This window comes from Streptomyces sp. MK7 (genome assembly GCF_032658145.1).
Taxonomy (GTDB): Bacteria; Actinomycetota; Actinomycetes; order Streptomycetales; family Streptomycetaceae; genus Streptomyces; species Streptomyces spiralis.
Genome location: NZ_JAVACL010000008.1, coordinates 146,997 through 165,621, shown reverse-complemented (window position 1 = coordinate 165,621; position 18,625 = coordinate 146,997). Strand labels below are relative to the sequence as shown.

The 18,625-nt window shown below is 72.9% G+C and carries 13 protein-coding genes; 5 read left to right on the top strand and 8 right to left on the bottom strand.

Features of this window, described 5'->3' with window-relative positions; all coding sequences use genetic code 11:
* Positions 1–364 precede the first annotated feature (364 nt).
* The 5 genes from R2S09_RS13095 to R2S09_RS13075 are packed head-to-tail and all read left to right on the top strand — an operon-like array spanning position 365 to position 6,361.
* Positions 365–2,278, top strand: a complete 1,914-nt coding sequence (locus R2S09_RS13095) for a peptide ABC transporter substrate-binding protein (RefSeq protein WP_316741074.1) — start codon at positions 365–367, stop codon at positions 2,276–2,278.
* A gap of 12 nt (positions 2,279–2,290) precedes the next feature.
* The gene (locus R2S09_RS13090; RefSeq protein WP_316741072.1) at positions 2,291–3,370 is read left to right on the top strand and encodes an ABC transporter permease; all 1,080 of its coding nucleotides are present in this window, start codon (positions 2,291–2,293) and stop codon (positions 3,368–3,370) included.
* Entirely contained in the window at positions 3,367–4,293 is a 927-nt protein-coding gene (locus tag R2S09_RS13085; RefSeq protein ID WP_306191559.1) for an ABC transporter permease, read from the top strand. Before R2S09_RS13090 ends, R2S09_RS13085 begins: the two co-directional genes overlap by 4 nt.
* A complete protein-coding gene (locus R2S09_RS13080) occupies positions 4,290–5,306 on the top strand; it encodes an ABC transporter ATP-binding protein (protein WP_306191560.1) in 1,017 nt (338 codons plus the stop codon). The genes R2S09_RS13085 and R2S09_RS13080 overlap by 4 nt, the downstream gene beginning before the upstream one ends.
* A gap of 8 nt (positions 5,307–5,314) precedes the next feature.
* Positions 5,315–6,361, top strand: coding sequence for an ABC transporter ATP-binding protein (locus R2S09_RS13075; RefSeq protein ID WP_316741110.1), 1,047 nt, complete (start codon positions 5,315–5,317; stop codon positions 6,359–6,361).
* 152 nt (positions 6,362–6,513) lie between these two features.
* Here the strand turns inward: R2S09_RS13075 and R2S09_RS13070 are convergent, their stop codons facing one another.
* From R2S09_RS13070 to nusA, 8 genes are all read right to left on the bottom strand, one after another.
* Positions 6,514–7,470, bottom strand: coding sequence for a bifunctional riboflavin kinase/FAD synthetase (locus R2S09_RS13070; RefSeq protein WP_306191561.1), 957 nt, complete (start codon positions 7,468–7,470; stop codon positions 6,514–6,516).
* Between the two features lie 158 nt (positions 7,471–7,628).
* Entirely contained in the window at positions 7,629–11,789 is a 4,161-nt protein-coding gene (locus tag R2S09_RS13065) for a trypsin-like peptidase domain-containing protein (protein ID WP_316741069.1), read from the bottom strand.
* A 279-nt stretch (positions 11,790–12,068) separates the two neighbouring features.
* Entirely contained in the window at positions 12,069–12,974 is a 906-nt protein-coding gene (gene truB, locus R2S09_RS13060; RefSeq protein WP_316741068.1) for a tRNA pseudouridine(55) synthase TruB, read from the bottom strand.
* Positions 12,971–13,432: a 30S ribosome-binding factor RbfA gene (rbfA, locus tag R2S09_RS13055; protein WP_030177507.1), complete on the bottom strand. Its 462-nt coding sequence runs from the start codon at positions 13,430–13,432 to the stop codon at positions 12,971–12,973. Before rbfA ends, truB begins: the two co-directional genes overlap by 4 nt.
* Positions 13,433–13,485: 53 nt before the next feature.
* Positions 13,486–13,779, bottom strand: coding sequence for a DUF503 domain-containing protein (locus R2S09_RS13050; RefSeq protein WP_306191564.1), 294 nt, complete (start codon positions 13,777–13,779; stop codon positions 13,486–13,488).
* Between the two features lie 208 nt (positions 13,780–13,987).
* Positions 13,988–17,032 (bottom strand): translation initiation factor IF-2, encoded by a 3,045-nt coding sequence (gene infB, locus R2S09_RS13045; protein ID WP_306191565.1) that lies wholly within the window; start codon positions 17,030–17,032, stop codon positions 13,988–13,990.
* Positions 17,033–17,181: 149 nt separating this feature from the next.
* Positions 17,182–17,478: a YlxR family protein gene (locus R2S09_RS13040; protein ID WP_316741063.1), complete on the bottom strand. Its 297-nt coding sequence runs from the start codon at positions 17,476–17,478 to the stop codon at positions 17,182–17,184.
* 160 nt (positions 17,479–17,638) lie between these two features.
* A complete protein-coding gene (nusA, locus tag R2S09_RS13035) occupies positions 17,639–18,625 on the bottom strand; it encodes a transcription termination factor NusA (protein WP_306191567.1) in 987 nt (328 codons plus the stop codon).

The window sequence follows — 18,625 nt, the reverse complement described above, 5'->3', positions numbered from 1 at the left end:
GCGTCCCGCACGCCGCCGCTCACCCGACCACCCCTCCCGAGGCCCGTGCCGTTCCCGACGGCACGGGCCTTCGCGCGTTCGCAGACAGAACCGGCGGGAATCCGCCGCCACGCCCTCACCAGGAAGGCGTCAGAGGTCTCCACCAATGTGGGTGACATCGCGGTCAACTCGTTATTTCCGCAGGCCACATGGGGTTTGACATACCGTTGACGCGCGCAGACTGCCGCTGATAGACACTCAATCCATCCCGCCGGCGTCAACCGATCAAGCTCACACAAGCACGTTCAAGCCTGTTCACAACTGTTCAAGCCGCCCCGCGCGGGGCCACACCTCCGCGCGTGCGATGACGCGAGGTCACCGAGCCATGAACACACAAGATCAGCACGGCAGAGGACGCACAGGCCCCCGCCCGAGGAGGGCACGGCTTCTCGCCGCCACGGGCGCCGCCGCGCTCGTCCTCGCGTCCGGGCTCGCGACCCCGGCGGCCTCGGCCGCGCCGCAGGCCCGGGCGGCGCAGGGCGCTCAGGCCCAGGCGGCCGCGAAGGCCAAGGAGGACGACAAGAGCGGCGGCAAGGTCCTCACCGTCGCCGTCGCCCAGAGTGTCGACTCGCTCAGCCCGTTCCTGGCGGTACGGCTGCTCAGCACGAGCATCAACCGGCTGATGTACGAGTACCTGACCAACTACGACCCCAAGGACGCCCACGCCGTTCCGGCCCTCGCCACCAAGTGGGAGTCGTCGCCGGACAAGCTGACCTGGACCTACACGATCCGCGCCAACACCAAGTGGTCGGACGGGCAGCCGGTCACCGCCGAGGACGCGGCGTGGACGTTCAACAAGATGATGACCGACGAGGGTGCCGCCACCGCCAACGGCAGCTTCGTCGGCAACTTCGAGAAGGTCACCGCGCCCAGCCCCACCCAGCTGGTGATCCAGCTGAAGAAGCCGCAGGCCACGATGACGGCGCTGGACGTGCCGATCGTGCCCAAGCACGTGTGGGAGAAGGTCACCGACTTCTCGAAGTTCAACAACGACAAGACCTTCCCGATCGTCGGGGACGGCCCGTTCGTCCTCACCGACTACAAGCCGGACAGCTATGTGCGGCTGAAGGCCAACAAGGACTTCTGGCGGGGCGCGCCGAAGTTCGACGAGCTGGTCTTCCGCTACTACAAGGACCAGGACGCCGCCGTCGCCGCGCTGCGCAAGGGCGAGGTCTCCTTCGTCGCCGGCTCGCCCTCGCTGACACCCGCTCAGGCCGCCTCCCTCAAGGGCGACAAGAACATCCACGTCAACGAGGGACCCGGCCGCCGCTTCTACGCCCTCGCCACCAACCCGGGCGCGCAGGCCAAGAACGGCCAGAAGTTCGGCGACGGCGACCCGTCCCTGCTCGACGAGCGCGTACGGCACGCCCTGTTCATGGCGGTGGACCGCAAGGCGATCGTCGACAAGGTCTTCCAGGGCCACGCGGTCGAGGGCCAGGGCTACATCCCGCCGCGCTTCTCGACGTACTTCTGGAAGCCGTCGGCCGGACAGGAACTGGCGTACGACCCGGCGAAGGCCGGGCAGCTGCTCGACGAGGCGGGGTACAAGAAGAACTCCGACGGCAAGCGCGTCGGCAAGGACGGCAAGCCGCTGAACTACCGGGTCCTGTGCCACGCCACCGACCCCAACGACAAGGCGGTCGGCAAGTACCTCCAGGAGTGGTGGGGCAAGCTGGGCATCGGGATCACCCTGGACTGCCTGGACAACGTGACCGACCCGTGGCTGGCGGGCAAGTACGACCTGGCCTTCGACGGCTGGTCCGTCAACCCCGACCCGGACTTCGTGCTCTCCATCCACACCTGCGACGCCCGTCCGCAGACCCCGAAGGACACCGGCGCCACCGACAACTTCATCTGCGACAAGACCTACGACGACCTGTACGCCAAGCAGCTCGCCGAGTACGACCCCGCCAAACGGGCGGACCTGGTCAAGCAGATGGAGTCGCGGCTGTACGACCTGGGGTACATGAACGTCATGGCCTATCCGAACGCGGTGGAGGCCTACCGCACGGACCAGATCAAGTCGATCACCACCATGCCGTCGTCGGCGGGCAACATCTACGGACAGGACGGCTACTGGAGCTGGTGGTCCGCCGTTCCGGCGGACTCCGGGGACTCCTCGGACGGTTCGTCGTCGACGGGTGTCGTGATCGGGATCGTCGCGGGTGTCGTCGTGCTCGTGGTCCTCGCCGTGCTCTTCACGGTGCGCCGCCGGGCCACGGCAGAAGACCGCGAATAGGTGCAGGTATCCATGACCGCTGAAGCAACACCCTCGCTGGTCGAGGACGCGGCCGCCACCGGCCCGGCGAAGTCCGGGCCGGCGGGGGCCGGGCGCGCGCCCCGGGCGCGCACCACCACCGCGTATCTGCGGTATGTGGCGGGCAAGCTGGCCGGTGCGGCCGTCTCGCTGCTCGCCGTGCTCGTCACCAGTTTCTTCCTCTTCCGGCTGATCCCGGGCGACCCGGTGAAGTTCATGACCGGTGGCCGCCCGGTGTCGGCCGAGCAGATCGCCGCCTACCGGCGTGAGTTCGGGCTCGACCTGCCCATGTGGCAGCAGTTCACGGAGTACTGCGGCAAGGCCCTGACCGGGGATCTGGGTACCTCGTACCAGTTCCACGTCCCCGTGATGGACAAGATCACGGAGGCGCTGCCGAACACCCTGGTGCTCACCGGCACGGCCTTCCTGCTCTACACCGCCCTCGGTGTCTTCCTCGGCACCCGTTCGGCCTGGCGGCACGGCGGGCTCGGCGACCGCCTCAACACCGGGCTGGCGCTGACGCTGTACTCCATCCCGTCGTTCTGGCTGGGGCTGCTGCTCATCATCGTGCTGTCGGTCGGCGCGGGCCCGATCCCGGGCCTGTTCCCGACCGGGGGCATGGAGTCGGGCGGCAAGGAGGGCTTCGCGTACGTCGTCGACGTCGCCCACCATCTGGTGCTGCCGGTGGTGACGCTGGTCGCGGTGGAGTACGGGCAGACGCTGCTGGTCACCCGGTCGGCGCTGCTGGACGAGATGGGCAGCGACTATCTGACGACCGCGCGGGCGAAGGGCCTCAGGGACGACCTGGTGCGGCGCCGGCACGCGGTGCCGAACGCGCTGCTGCCGACCGTGACGCTGATCTTCGTCAATCTCGGCCGGACCGTGGCGGGTGTCATCCTCGTGGAGACGGTGTTCTCCTGGCCGGGGCTGGGCGGGCTGTTCTACCAGGCGCTCAGCGTGCCCGACCTGCCGCTGGTGCAGGGGCTGTTCTTCGTCTTCGCCTCGGCGGTGATCCTGATGAACACCCTCGCCGACCTCCTGTATCCGCTGCTCGATCCGAGGGTGGGCCGATGACGACCGCCGAGACCACCAAGACCCCCGCGGCCCTCGGTCCGCGCGCGCTCGCATGGCGGCGGCGCCGGGCCTCCGCCGCGCGGTTCTGGAAGGAGTACCGCCGGCACCGCGCCGGTGTTTTCGGGCTGGCCGGGCTGGTGCTGTTCGCGCTGGTGGCGCTGACCGCGCCGCTGACCGTCGGCTCGGACGTGGCGAGCGTGACGGACGCGCCGGGGCGGCCGCTGGAGAGCCCGAGCGGGCACTTCCCGCTGGGCACCGACCAGTTCGGGCGGAACCTGCTGGGCCTGGTGATCTGGGGATCGCGGGTGTCCCTGCTCGTGGGTCTGCTCGCGGCCGTGCTGTCGGTGGCGATCGGGGCGGTCATCGGGATCACCGCCGGGCACTTCCGCGGCTGGTACGCCACGGTGATGATGCGGGTCACGGACTGGTTCCTGGTGATGCCGACGCTGGTGCTGGCCATCGCGCTGGCCACCGTGATGTCCCGCTCGCTCGGCACGATCATCCTGGCGATCGGCGTGACCACGTGGCCCACGACGGCCCGGCTGGTGCGGGCGCAGACGCTGGCGGTGGAGTCACGGCCGTACATCGAGCGCGCGAAGGCGCTCGGCGGCGGGCACTGGCACATCATGTCCCGCCATGTGCTGCCCAACGTCATGCCGCTGGTGCTGGCGCAGACGACCCTGATCATCTCCTCCGCGATCCTCGCCGAGGCGACGCTGGCCTTCCTCGGGCTCGGGGATCCGACGGTCGTGTCCTGGGGCGGGCTGCTTCAGGACGCCCGGGAGGCGGGGGCGGTGAGCTCGGGCGACTGGTGGTACCTGGTTCCGCCGGGCATCGCGATCGCCGTCGTGGCGCTGGCGTTCACGCTGTGCGGGCGTGCGGTGGAGTCCGTTCTCAACCCCAGGCTGGGGGTGTCCCGTTGAGCCTGCTCGACGTCCGGAACCTGGAAGTCACCTACCCGGGCGGTGCGGCCGCCGTCCGCGGGGTGGACCTGACCCTCGCCGCGGGTGAGAAGCTCGGCATCGCGGGCGAGTCCGGCTGCGGCAAGTCCACGCTGGCACTGGCGCTGTTGCGGCTGCTGCCGGCCGGGGCCCGGGTCGGCGGGCAGATCCTGCTGGACGGCGAGGACGTGCTCACGATGAAGTGGGGGCAGGTGCGCGCGGTGCGCTGGGCGGGCGCGTCGATCGTCTTCCAGGGCGCGATGCACTCCCTCAACGCCGTGCACCGGGTCGGCGACCAGATCGCCGAGCCGATCCTGCTGCACCGCAAGGCGACCCCGGCTGCTGCGCGGAAGAAGGCCGGTGAGCTGCTGGAGCAGGTGGGCCTGCCGGCGGCGCGGGCGAGCGCGTATCCGCACGAGCTGTCCGGCGGGCAGCGGCAGCGGGTGATGATCGCGATGGCGCTGGCCTGCGATCCGCGGCTGATCGTCGCCGACGAGCCGACCACGGCGCTGGATGTGATGATCCAGGCGCAGATCCTGCGGCTGATCGAGGAGCTGGTGAGCGAGCAGGACGTGGGCCTGATCATGATCAGCCACGACCTGGCCGTGCTGGCCGACACCTGCGACCGGCTCGCGGTGATGTACGCGGGCCGGGTGGTGGAGGAGGGCCCGGCACGCCAGGTCTACGACGGCGCCCGGCACCCCTACGGCAGGGCCCTGTCGGAGGCGTTCCCGAGGATCGGGGACCCGGCGTCGCGGTTCGCGCCGCGCGGTCTGCCCGGTGACCCGCCCGACCCGGCGGCGGTGCCGGCGGGCTGCGCGTTCCACCCGCGCTGCCCGGTCGCGCTGGACGTGTGCGCGACCGAGGACCAGGTGCTGCGGGAGGCCGGAGAGGGCCGGCGGGCGGCGTGCGTGCACGTGGGTGGCGACGGCGTCGCCGCGCCCGCGGGCCCGGCGACGGCTCAGGACGAGGAAGTGAGGAGCAGCACCACATGACGGGCACGATGACGGCCACGCCACCGCTGCTGAGCGTCGAGGGCCTGGGCATCACCTTTCCGGGCCGCAACGGCGCGCCACCGGCCCGGGCCGTGGACGGGGTGGACCTGGACATCCGGCCCGGCGAGATCGTGGCGCTGGTCGGCGAGTCGGGCTGCGGGAAGACGACGCTGGCCCGCTCCCTGCTCGGGCTCGTCCCGCCGACGGCGGGGCGTGTCACCTTCGACGGAGCGCCGCTGGAGTACTCCTCGCGGGCGCTGAAGGCGTACCGGAAGCGGGTCCAGCTGGTCCTCCAGGACCCGAGCGGCTCGCTCAACCCACGGCACACGGTGTACGACGCGGTCGCCGAGGGGCTGCGCATCCACGGCTACGGCGGGGACGAGCGGGCCGCGGTCGCCGAGGCGCTGTCCCGGGCGGGGCTGCGGCCGCCGGAGCGTTTCTTCCTGCGCTATCCGCACGAGTTGTCCGGCGGTCAGCGCCAGCGGGTGGTCATCGCGGGCGCGCTGGTCCTCCGGCCCGAACTCGTCGTCGCCGACGAGCCGGTGGCCTCCCTCGACGCCTCGGTACGCGGCGAGATCCTGGCGCTGCTGCTGCGGCTGCGCGACGAACTCGGGCTGTCGGCGCTGGTGGTGACCCACGACCTGGGTCTGGCGTGGAACATCGCGGACCGGGTGGCGGTGATGTACCTGGGCCGGATCGTGGAGACCGGCGAGGTCGAGCAGGTGCTGACGGCCCCCCGGCATCCGTACACCCAGGCCCTGCTGTCCGTCCTGCCCGAGGCCCCGGGCGATCCGGTGGTCCTCACCGGCGAGCCGCCCGACCCGTCCCGCATCCCCTCCGGCTGCCGCTTCCACGCACGCTGTCAGATCCTGGCCGGCGGCGAGGCGGCCCGGGCTGGCGTCGCCGACGCCTGCCGCACCCAGGATCTGCCCGTCCTGACCGGGACCACCGCGACCCAGGTGGCCTGCCACTGGGCCCGAGCCCGGACGGCGGAGGAACTGGTCGCGGGGGCCGGCACGGAAGCAGGGGCCGGGACGGCCGCGGAACCACAGTGAACGGGGGTGGGGGCCCGCTCGGGCCCCCACCCCCCATGGCTGCTGTTCGCCTACGGCTGCTGTCGGTCTACGGCAGCTGTCGGTCTACGGCTGCGCTCCGTCTACGGCTGCGCTCCGTCTACGGCTGCGCTCCGTCTACGGCTGCGCTCCGTCTACGGCTGCTGCTCGTCCGCCGCGATGATCTCGCGGCACTTCTTGACGTCCTCGGCCATCGTCTCGAGCAGGGCGTCGAGTGAGTCGAACTTGGCCTGGCCGCGGACGAAGGCGAGGAAGTCGACGGCGACGTGCAGGCCGTACAGGTCGAGGCCGACGCGGTCGATGGCGTACGCCTCGACGGTGCGCTCGGTGCCGTCGAACTGCGGGTTCGTGCCGACGGAGACGGCGGCCGGCATCGCCTCGCCCTGGGCGTGCAGATAGCCGGCGTAGACACCGTCCGCGGGGATCGCGGTGTGCGGGAGCGTCTCGACGTTGGCGGTGGGGAAGCCCAGCTCGCGGCCGCGCTGGGCGCCGCGGACGACCACGCCCTCCACGCGGTGCGGGCGGCCCAGGATCTCCCGGGCGCCCGTGACCTCGCCCTCGGCGACCAGGCGGCGGGTCAGGGTCGACGAGAAGGGCTCTCCGCCGCCCGCCTCACCGGTGACGTAGAGGTCGACGACCTCCACCTCGAAGTCGTAGAGCTTGCCCTGCTCGGTGAGGAACTCCACGTTCCCCGCCGCCTTGTGGCCGAAGCGGAAGTTCGGGCCCTCGACGACCGCCTTGGCGTGCAGCCTGTCGACCAGCACCTTGACGACGAAGTCGGCCGGGGACAGCTTGGAGAACTCCGTGGTGAACGGGAGGACGAGCACCGCGTCCACGCCCAGCTCCGCCATCAGTTCCGCACGGCGGTGGTGCGGGGCGAGCAGCGGCGGGTGGCTGCCGGGGCGCACCACCTCGCTGGGGTGCGGGTCGAAGGTGACGACGACGGTGGGGACGCCCAGCTGCCGGCCGCGGTTCACGGCGTGCTCGATGATGAGCTGGTGGCCGCGGTGGACTCCGTCGTAGGAGCCGATGGTGACGACGCTGCGCCCCCAGTCCTGGGGGATGTCCTCCAAGCCACGCCAGCGCTGCACTGTGACCGCTCCTCGTCGAACCCGTGTCCGTGTTGTTCCGGTTGCCTTGTTGCGTTGCCGCTTCGGTTGTCCGCAGGTCTAAGGGTGCCATGCCCCGCGTTCCCCGCCCGCATCGGCATCGAGGCTGTGACGGGGCGCACGTTCCCGCGCCGCGTGGCTCAGGCGGGGACGGGCGCGCACGACAGGTTCTCGAGCGTCCGGCGGGCGCTGGGGCCCACCACCGCCGCCCAGTCCTGCGGGGTCTCGGTCAGCCAGCCGATCACCCGGACGGCGAAGCCCGGCAGGTGCCGGCCCAGATCCACCAAGGCACGGTCGAACACGGACGCGCCCTCGGGCGTGCGCACCAGGAGCAGTCCGACGCGGTGGACGAGGTCGCGGAGGTCCTCCTCGGCGGTGGGGGCCGCGGCACGCAGCACCGCGTCCAGCACGGCCGGGTCGTCCTCGTGGGCCAGGAGGAAGTCCAGAAGTTCCCGGCGCGGCGCGGGGTCGGCCGGAGCCCCGGGGGCCCGGGTGACCGCCCCGCGCGTGCGGGGGGTGGTGCCCGGGGCGGCCAGTACGCCGCCCAGGGCCGCGCGCAGCCGCGCCGGACCGTCCTCCAGGAGGCCGGTGATCAGGGCGAACAGCCCCGCTCGGGCCGCCGTTCCGGCCGGTGCGTGGTGCAGGCGCCGGTCCACGTACGCGGCCACCTGCCCCGCGAGGCCCGGCCGCCGCGCCACCGTCTCGCGGACCAGGGCGGCGACCCGGCGGGCGAGCGTGGTCGTGGTGACGTCGGCGACGGCGCGCAGCGCCTCGGCGGCGTCGGCGTCGGGGCCGCGTCGCAGCCGCTCGGCGAAGGCGGCGAGCACCGCCTCCGGGTGCGTGGTCAGGGCGGGGGCCAGCGCGCCGGGCGGCAGGTGCGGGTCGCCGGCCGCGAAGTGCCGCAGTGCCTGTGGCAGATGGCCGGCTCGGGTGTGCGGATCCCCTACGAGCAGGGCGAGCGCGGCGCCGTGCAGCGCCGAGTCCGCGGGCCGGGCGAGCACGGTGAGGGCGGCCCGGCGCAGCCGTTCCCGGTCGGCCTCGGTGCGCGTGTGCGGGGCGGTGCGCAGTGCGTGGGCGACGGCCGCGGCCCGCCGGTCCGGACGCTCGTCGTGCGCCCACCGGTCGACGGCCCGGCACAGCGCGGCCGGCTCCTCCTCGGCGAACACGGCCAGCAGTTCCTCGGCCCGCCGGTGCGCGCAGTCGGCCAGCACCTCGGTGAGGTCGTCCAGGGCACGGTCGCGGTGCGTGTACAGCAGCGCCTGGGCGGCCGTGGCCACGGTGGCGTGCGGGGCGCCGGGCAGCGGCCGCTCGTCGTCGAACCAGCCGGTCAGGTGCGGTTGTACGGCGGCGGGGTCGGCGGCCAGGAGGTGCGCGACGGCGTCGAGATAGCGGGTGGGCGCGGGGCCGGGGCGGCGGGCCCGCGGCCGGTGGGGCTCCTGGGACATCTGACGAGATGCGGAGGTCTCCTGTGAGTCGGTGTTCCGTGGGGCGCCGTCGGCGAGCAGGAGGCGCCGCAGCAGGTCGCAGCGGTCGGCGTCAGGCAGGTGCAGCGCGGTCCAGAAAGCGGGGCCGAAGCCGTGCGGCTGCGGCAGGTCGCACTGCGTGCGGACCACGATCCGCTCGGCCAGCAGCCGCAGCACACCGGTGTACGGCGACGCGTCCGGCACCCGCAGCAGCACACCGGCGAGCAGCCGGGACGCCCACCAGGAGTGCGGGTCGGTGTCCAGGGCGCACACCAGCTCCTCCAGCCGGACGGCCAGTCGGCGCGTGCCGTGCCGGCGGGCCAGCAGGAGCAGGGCCTGGACGACGGGGCCGATGCGGTGGTGCGGGACGGGCAGCGGATGACGCGGCTCACCGGGGATGTGCCGCCGGTGGACCAGGACCCGCAGGGCCTCGTCCAGATCGAGGTGGATGCCCTGGATCCAGTCGGCGAGTTCCTCGTGCGCGAAGCGGTAGCCGTCGCCGGCCGGGACGAGCAGGCCCTCGGCGAGGACGGCGGACGCCCAGCCGGTGCCGCCGCCGAGGTGGGCGGGCGCGGCACCCCACGGGAACACGGCCTCGAAGGTCTCCCGGTCCACCTCGCCTGGGCCCGGCCCGAGACTGCGGCGGGCGGCCTCGTGCACCTGACCGGAGACCCTGGCCGCGAGGCGCCGTACGGCGGTGCCGCGCACGCCGTTCTGCGCGGCGAGACGAACGGCGACGCGCAGGCACATCAGGTCCAGATGGGCCGCGAGGACGTCGGCGCGGTCGAGCCGGGGGTGGGCCGGGGCGTCGGGCAGGGCCGCGCGTACCTCCGCGAGGAGCCGCATGGTGAGGGGGTGGCGGGCGTCGGCGTCGACGAGGGCTCCGTCCGGGACGCCGTACCGGTCACGGGCTTCGCGGGCCTCCTCGGAGGTGAGGTCGCCGAGGCGCAGGCAGGGCGGGAGGCCGGGGCCGGCGTCGGGGCCGTGGTCGGCCGCAGCGGCGTCGCGGGTCGCGCCGGCGGTGCCGGGCGCGAGCGGGATGTGGAGCAGGTCCGGTGGGAACTGCGCCCCCGCGCCCTCCCAGTACTCCTCGCGGCAGGCCACCACCAGCCGCGCCCCCGTGCCGCGCAGCCACCGCGCGGTCCCCTCGGTCCACTCGGCGAGCCGGTGGGCCAGGGCGGAGGGCATCTCCTCGGCGCCGTCGAGCAGGAGCAGCAGCGGCCGGCCGTGGGCGCGGGCGAGGCGCGCGACGCGCTCCGGGGTGAGGTCGGTGAGCTGGGTCGGCAGGGGTGCCCGGGCCGCGGCGACGATCCGGGCCGCGCGGTCCAGCGCCCGGCGCGCCGCGTCGGCGATCGAGACATCGGCGCCGTCCAGATCGGCCCCGCGCAGCCAGATCGTCGGCGCGGGCGTGTCGCCGCGGGCCCTGCGCCCGGCGAGCGCCGCGAGTTCGGTCGTACGGCCGCTGCCGGGCGCGCCGACGAGCCCGAGCACGAGCGCCGGGCTCTCGCCGAACGCGCCCGACTCGCGGACGACGGCCGCCCGTTCGACGGGCTGTGCGGCAGGACCGGTCGGCGTGGAAGTGGGTGAGGCCCAGGAGACTGGTGAGGCCCATGAGGCCGACGGGGCCGGTGGCGCGGCTTGGCCGGGCTGCGGTGCGCGTACGGGGGCCGGTGCCGGTGTCGTCGGTTCGCCGGGGACCGGGGTGGAGGCGTCCCGGCCCGGAGCCGCTGCCTGGGCGGGATGTGAGTCCGCGGCCGTATCGGCCGGCCGCACGGCATCGCCGGGGGGCGGGCAGGCGGCAGCCCGGCGCGGCGATGGCGGCCGGGGCGTGCCGGGCTCGGGAGCCGACGGGTCCGTGACCGTCAGGCCGGTCGGTGCCGCCTCGCCGGGCCGGCGGCCGGGGCTCGCCGTGGGCCCGGCCAGGGCGGACGTGGACGTGGGCTGATGACGCCGGAGGTTGCTCGGGGAGGGGTCCGCAGACGGTGCGTGGTGCGGGAGGGCCCGCTGGGGGCCGTCCTGGACCAGCGAGGTGGCCGTGAGTTCGAGCAGACCCGCCAGGTTGAGGTCGGGGCCGTAGGCGGGAACCGTGGCCGCGTTGCGGGCGAGCAGATCGGCGAGCGGGTGTCCGGCGGTGCCGTCCGCCTCTGTCCGGGCGGGGCCGAGGGCGAAAGGGCGCAGCGGCACCGCGAAGCCGGTGTCGCGGTGTCCGCTTCGCAGCGCCGTACCGAGGACGGCGACCACGGTGCCGGTCGCCAGGTCGAGCACCGGTCCCCCGGCCGCCCCGCCGCCCAGCCGGAGCGCGTCCCGGCCCGCCGTGCCGATCGCCAGGTCCAAGGCGCCGTCCAGGAGATGGAAGCGGTCCGTGGCCGTGTACGTCACGGTGGCCGTCCCCAGCACCCGGGCCTCGCGCCAGCCGCCGGCCGCGATCCGGACGTAGGCGCCGGTCTCGGCACCGTCCCGCACGGTGACGGGCAGCGGCTCCAGGCCGAGTCCCTCGGTCCGGACGAGCGCCAGGTCCAGCTCGGGCAGCGGGGTCACGTCGGCGGCGGTCACCACGCAGGACCGGTCGCCGGCCCCCGCGACATGGAGCACGAGGCGGGCGAGTCCGTCGACGGCCTCGTGACTGGTGATCACCGTGCCGTGGTGGTCGGCCGCGAAGCCGGTGCCTCGGGGCCGCCCCGCCAGGTCGCGCACGCGGACCAGGGAGGCGTCCAGGAGGCGGTCACGGGCCGCGGCGGCGTCCCGCCGCGCGGTCGTGGCCGCCGGCTCCGGACCGGTGCGGGCCGCGCGGACCGCGGCCTGCCGGCCGGGGCCGCTCCCGGGAGTCCGTGCCGCCATGGTCCATCCTCCCCGCCCGTGCCGTCGTACGGCTGTGCCCTCCCTCTTCGGCGGTGGGCACGATTCGACGGTAGGCACCGAATGATCAGCGGGAAAGATCGCGTGGCGAACGCGCCCCCTTGCACTCCCTCGGTTCACTCCGAGCGCCCGCACGGTCGGGTGAATAGCCGAGGCCGGCTGGATACACCCTAGGGGTGGGGGAACCGAGGGGGGACCGTGGAGCGGCGGCGTGGAACACCCCGTGTCCGCCGCTCCACGGGCAGAGATCCACTCGGTGCGTCAGCCGAAGACGGCCAGGCTCTTGGCCTTGCCCCGGTGCTCCTCCACGAGCGCCAGGAACCGGCCCTCGGGGCCGAAGACGGCCACGGCGCGGGCGCCCGCGTACTCCTCGGGCATCTCCAGCCGTACGCCGTTGGTGAGGAGCTTGGCCCGCCGGGCGTCGACGTCCCAGCGCGGGAAGGCGGCCGCGGCGGCCTCGGCGATCGGCATGACGGTCAGCTCCTGCTGGAGCTGGTCCAACGTCTTCGCGGCGTCCAGCTTGTACGGCCCCACCCGGGTCCGGCGCAGGGCGGTGAGGTGGCCGCCGACACCGAGGTCGGCACCCAGGTCGCGGGCGAGGGCGCGGATGTAGGTGCCGGAGGAGCAGACCACCGACACCACCAGGTCGAGCACGGGGGTGCCGTCCTCGGCCACGGCGTCCCGGATGTCGTACACCGTGAACGAGGAGACCGTCACCGGGCGGGCCGGGATGTCGAACTCCTCGCCCTCCCTGGCCCGCTTGTACGACCGCACGCCGTTGATCTTGATGGCGCTGACCCGGGACGGCACCTGCATGATGTCGCCGGTCAGCTTGGCGATGGCGGTGTCGACGGCCTCCCTGGTGACCTTGGAGGCGTCGGTGGAGGAGGTGATCTCCCCCTCGGCGTCGTCGGTGACCGTGTTCTGGCCGAGCCGGACGGTGCCGAGGTACTCCTTCTCGGTCAGCGCGAGGTGGCCGAGGAGCTTGGTGGCCTTCTCCACTCCGAGGACGAGCACGCCGGTCGCCATCGGGTCGAGCGTGCCGGCGTGGCCGACGCGGCGGGTCTTGGCGATCCCGCGCATCTTGGCGACGACGTCGTGCGAAGTGAAGCCCGACGGCTTGTCGACGATGACAAGGCCGTCGGGCGGGGTGGGCTTGCTGGTCATTCGGTGGTGTCGTCCGTCTCGTCGGTGTCGTCCTCGGAACCCGGCTTCCGGTACGGGTCGGCTCCACCGGCGTACGCGGCGCCCGCGGACGCCTCGCGCACCTTGGCGTCGGACTGCCGGGCCTTGTCGAGGAGGTCCTCGATGGTCCGGGCGGTGTCCGGAAGGGCGTCCGCGACGAAGGTGAGGGTCGGAGTGAACTTCACTCCGGCGGCCCGGCCGACCTCGGAGCGCAGGATGCCCTTGGCGCTCTCCAAGCCGGCGGCGGCGGCCTTCCGCTCCTCGTCGTCGCCGTAGACCGTGTAGAAGACGGTCGCCTCCCGCAGGTCACCCGTGACCCGGGTGTCCGTGATGGTGACGTGCGAACCGAGCCGCGGGTCCTTGATCCCGCGCTGCAGCTTCTGGGCCACCACCTCTCGGATGAGGTCCGCCAGCCTTTTCGCCCGCGCGTTGTCGGCCACTGGTCCGTCTCCCGTTCTTTCCTGTCATGGTGCTGTGGTCTGGTCGTCGGTCGTCAGTCGTCTTCGCCGTGGAAGCGCCGCCGTACGGACAGCAGCTCCACCTCGGGGCGGCCGGCGACCAGCCGTTCGCATCGGTCGAGTACGTCTGTCAGGTGCGCCGCGTCGCCTGAGACCGCGGCGAGCCCGATGATCGCTCGCCGGTAGAGGTCCATGTGGTCCACCTCCGCCGCGCTCACCGCGTACTTGCGCTGGAGCTCGGCGACGATCGGGCGGACGACGGAACGCTTCTCCTTCAGCGAGTGGACGTCGCCGAGGAGCAGGTCGAAGGACAGAGTCCCCACGTACATGTGTGTAACCGGTTCACCCGCCGGTACGGGGTCGATGGCCCCTTCAGCCGTGCGGCCGGGGACATCAAGAAACGGTACCGCGTACCTGCCGATGACTCGACAGGGTTTCGGCGCCGTGGGTGCGGCCGCCGGCCGGGGGTTCCGCCCCGGCAACGGCCGGCCGGCCGGCGGAACCTGGTTCCGTCGGCCGGCCGGTACCACCGGGGCGTTACGCCCGCGGCTTCTCGCGCATCTCGTACGTCGCGATGACGTCGTCGACCTTGATGTCGTTGAAGTTTCCGAGGTTGATACCACCCTCGAAGCCTTCGCGGATCTCGGTGACGTCGTCCTTGAAGCGACGCAGACCCTCGATGGTGAGGTTCTCCGCGATGACCTTGCCGTCGCGCAGCAGGCGGGCCTTGGTGTTCCGCCTGACCTCGCCGGAGCGGATGAGGACACCCGCGATGTTGCCCAGCTTGGACGAGCGGAAGACCTCGCGGATCTCCGCCGTGCCGAGCTCGACCTCCTCGAACTCCGGCTTGAGCATGCCCTTGAGGGCCGCCTCGATCTCCTCGATCGCCTGGTAGATGACCGAGTAGTAGCGGACGTCCACGCCCTCGCGCTCCGCCATCTGCTGGGCACGTCCGGCAGCGCGGACGTTGAAGCCGATGACGATCGCGTCGGAGCCCATGGCCAGGTCGATGTCGGACTCCGTGACCGCACCGACGCCGCGGTGCAGGACGCGGATGTCGACCTCTTCGCCGACGTCCAGCTGGAGCAGGGAGGACTCCAGCGCCTCGACCGAACCAGAAGCGTCGCCCTTGATGATCAGGTTCAGCTGCTGGACCTCGCCGGCCTTCAGCACCTTGTCCAGGTCCTCCAGGGACACGCGGCGCGTGCGCTTGGCGAACGCGGCGTTCCGCTCGCGGGCGGCGCGCTTCTCCGCGATCTGGCGGGCCGTACGGTCCTCCTCGACCACGAGGAAGTTGTCACCCGCACCCGGGACGTTGGTCAGGCCCAGGACCTGGACCGGCGTCGACGGGCCGGCCTCGGCGACGTTGTTGCCGTTGTCGTCGAGCATGGCGCGGACTCGGCCGTAGGCGTCGCCGACGACCATGGTGTCGCCCACGCGGAGCGTGCCTCGCTGGACGAGGACCGTGGACACGGCACCACGGCCGCGGTCCAGGCGGGACTCGATCGCGATGCCCTGTGCGTCCTGGTTGGGGTTCGCACGCAGGTCCAGCGCCGCGTCCGCGGTGAGGACGACGGCCTCCAGGAGGCTGTCGATGTGCAGACCCTGCTTGGCGGAGATGTCGACGAACATGGTGTCGCCGCCGTACTCCTCGGCCACCAGGCCGTACTCGGTCAGCTGACCGCGCACCTTGGTCGGGTCCGCGCCCTCGACGTCGATCTTGTTGACCGCGACCACGATCGGCACCTCGGCCGCCTTGGCGTGGTTCAGGGCCTCGACCGTCTGCGGCATGACGCCGTCGTTGGCCGCGACGACCAGGATGGCGATGTCCGTCGACTTCGCACCGCGGGCACGCATGGCGGTGAACGCCTCGTGACCCGGGGTGTCGATGAAGGTGATCGCCCGGCCCTCGCCGTTGACCTCGGTCGCGACCTGGTAGGCACCGATGTGCTGGGTGATGCCACCGGCCTCGCCCGCGATGACGTTCGTCTTGCGGATCGCGTCGAGCAGTCGGGTCTTACCGTGGTCGACGTGACCCATGACGGTCACCACCGGCGGACGGACGACCAGGTCCTCCTCGGTGCCCTCGTCCTCGCCGAACTCGATGTCGAAGGACTCGAGCAGCTCGCGGTCCTCTTCCTCCGGGCTGACGATCTGAACGGTGTAGTTCATCTCGCCGGCCAGCAGCTGCAGCGTCTCGTCGGAGACGGACTGCGTGGCCGTGACCATCTCGCCCAGGTTCAACATGACCGCGACGAGCGACGCCGGGTTGGCGTTGATCTTCTCCGCGAAGTCGGTGAGCGACGCACCGCGCGACAGGCGAATGGTCTCGCCGTTGCCGCGAGGCAGCATCACGCCGCCGACCGACGGGGCCTGCATGGCCTCGTACTCCTGACGGCGCTGCCGCTTCGACTTGCGGCCACGCCGGGCCGGACCGCCGGGACGGCCGAAGGCGCCCTGCGTGCCGCCACGGCCACCGGGACCACCCGGACGACCACCGAAGCCGGGACGGCCACCGCCGCCACCGAAGCCACCGCCACCGGGGCCACCGCCACCGGGACGGCCGGCGAAGCCGCCGCCACCGCCCGGACGACCGCCGCCGCCACCGGGACGGCCGGCGAAGCCGCCGCCGGGACGACCGGCGCCGCCGGGACGGCCCGCACCGCCCGGACCGCGGCCACCGGGGCCGGGGCGCGGGCCGGCAGCGGGACGCTGCGGCATCATGCCGGGGTTCGGACGGGGACCGGCCGGGCCGGGACGCGGACCGCCCTGCGGACGGGGCATCGAGCCCGGGGTCGGGCGCGCACCGCCCGGAGCCTGCGGACGCGGACCGCCGCCCTGGGCGCCGGGCGCCTGCGGACGGGGACCGGCACCGCCGGGCCGCGGGCCCTGCGGACGCGGCGCCTGCGGGCGCGCCATGCCGGTGGAGCCACCGGAGGTGAAGGGGTTGTTGCCCGGGCGCGGACCGGCCGGGCGGGCACCCGGACGCGCGCCCTGGCCACCGGGACGCTGGGCGCCCTGGCCGGGACGGCCTGCCTGGCCCTGGCCGCCGGGACGGCCGGCACCGGGCTTGGGGGCACCGGGACGGGCGCCGGGGCGCGGACCCTGCGCGGCGGCCGGGGACGGAGCCGACGGCGGAGCGGTGAACTCCGGGGTGGTCGGCGCGGCCGGGGCCGGACGCGGCGCGGGCTTGGGGCCCGGCACCGGGCGCGGGCCGGGGGCCTGCGCGGGCGCGGCAGGAGCCGCCGGCGGCTGCGCCGCGGCGGGCTTGGGGGCGGCCGGCGGCTTCGGGGCAGCCGGACGGTCCCCCGCTGCCTTGACGGCGCGGGAGGGGCCCCCAGCCTGCGCCGGGGACGGCGCGGCGGGCCTGGGGGCGGCCTTCTTCGGGGCACCCGGCTTCGCGGCGGACCTGCCGCCACCGTTGCCCTGCTGGAAGGCGTCAGTCAGTTTGCGTACTACAGGCGCCTCGATCGTCGAGGACGCCGATCGGACGAATTCACCGAGTTCCTGGAGCTTGGCCATGACGACCTTGCTCTCCACACCGAACTCCTTGGCGAGTTCGTAGACCCGGACCTTAGCCACTTCGCTCCTTTGAGGTCCGGGTTGCGGCCGGACCGTCGCTAGTTCATGGGCGTACTCATCGCGTACTCATCGAGTGCTCATCGCAATCTCGACCTGCTTTCGACTCGCGAGGTACCAGGCCGCACGGGGTTCCGTACGACACGTCTTCCTTACCGTGTTGCCTGCTCGGCAACTGTTGCCCGCTCGACGTACCGGCGCAACGCCTTTGTGTCGAGCGCTCCCGGGGCGCGCAACGCCCGCGTGAGCACCCGGCGGCGCACCGCCTGGTCGAGACAGACCAGGGCGGGGTGTACATACGCACCCCGGCCGGGCAGCGTACCGCGAGGATCAGGGACGCACGCGTCCTTGATCGCCACGATGCGCAGCAGATCTGTCTTGGCCGCTCGTTCCCGGCACCCCACACAGGTGCGTTCAGGGCATGCTCGGGCCTCGGTCCGGCCAGACACTGCTAAGTCTACCTCCCCGTACGCACCTCACCCCTTTGGGGCAGGAATCGAACGGTTGTTGTTATGACGGCGTCAGCACTGTGCGGTCCGGATCTATTCCCGGACCGCACAGCTCGATCCGACCCGGTCCGGCCGCTCCGCGCGGCGGTTCGGCCCGGCTCTACTCGGCGGTCTGCTCGGTGTCCGGGCGGATGTCGATGCGCCAGCCGGTGAGCCGGGCGGCGAGGCGGGCGTTCTGGCCCTCCTTGCCGATCGCCAGCGACAGCTGGTAGTCCGGCACGGTCACCCGGGCCGACCGGGCCGCCATGTCCACGACCTCCACCTTGGAGACCCGGGCCGGGGACAGCGCGTTCGCCACCATCTCGGCCGGGTCGTCCGACCAGTCCACGATGTCGATCTTCTCGCCGTTCAGCTCGCCCATGACGTTGCGCACCCGGCCGCCCATGGGGCCGATGCAGGCGCCCTTGGCGTTCAGGCCCGAGCGGGTGGAGCGCACGGCGATCTTCGTACGGTGACCGGCCTCACGGGCGATCGCGGCGATCTCGACGGAGCCGTCCGCGATCTCCGGCACCTCCAGGGCGAAGAGCTTCTTCACCAGGTTGGGGTGCGTACGCGAGAGCGTCACCGAGGGGCCGCGCACCCCCTTGGCCACCCGGACGACGTACGACCTCAGGCGCATGCCGTGCGGGTAGGTCTCGCCGGGGACCTGCTCCTGCACCGGCAGGATGGCCTCCAGCTTGCCGATGTCGACGAGCACGTTCTTCGGGTCGCGCCCCTGCTGGACCACGCCGGTGACGATGTCGCCCTCGCGGCCGGCGTACTCGCCGAGCGTCGCGTCGTCCTCGGCGTCGCGCAGCCGCTGCAGGATGACCTGCTTGGCGGTGGTGGCGGCGATACGGCCGAAACCGGACGGGGTGTCGTCGAACTCGCGGGGCTCCTGCCCCTCTTCGAGGTCCTCCGGGTCCTCCTTCGCCCACACGGTCACATGCCCGGTCTCCCGGTTGAGCTCCACGCGCGCGTGGCGGCGGCTTCCCTCGGTGCGGTGGTAGGCGATGAGGAGGGCCGACTCGATCGCCTCGACGAGCAGGTCGAAGGAGATCTCCTTCTCCCGGACCAAGCCCCGCAGGGCGCTCATGTCGATGTCCAC

Coding starts and splice junctions, on each gene's coding strand:
- R2S09_RS13095 (WP_316741074.1), top strand. CDS start 365: ATGAACACACAAGATCAGCACGGCAGAGGACGCACAGGCCCCCGCCCG.
- R2S09_RS13090 (WP_316741072.1), top strand. CDS start 2,291: ATGACCGCTGAAGCAACACCCTCGCTGGTCGAGGACGCGGCCGCCACC.
- R2S09_RS13085 (WP_306191559.1), top strand. CDS start 3,367: ATGACGACCGCCGAGACCACCAAGACCCCCGCGGCCCTCGGTCCGCGC.
- R2S09_RS13075 (WP_316741110.1), top strand. CDS start 5,315: ATGACGGCCACGCCACCGCTGCTGAGCGTCGAGGGCCTGGGCATCACC.
- R2S09_RS13065 (WP_316741069.1), bottom strand. CDS start 11,789: ATGGCGGCACGGACTCCCGGGAGCGGCCCCGGCCGGCAGGCCGCGGTC.
- truB (WP_316741068.1), bottom strand. CDS start 12,974: ATGACCAGCAAGCCCACCCCGCCCGACGGCCTTGTCATCGTCGACAAG.
- R2S09_RS13050 (WP_306191564.1), bottom strand. CDS start 13,779: ATGTACGTGGGGACTCTGTCCTTCGACCTGCTCCTCGGCGACGTCCAC.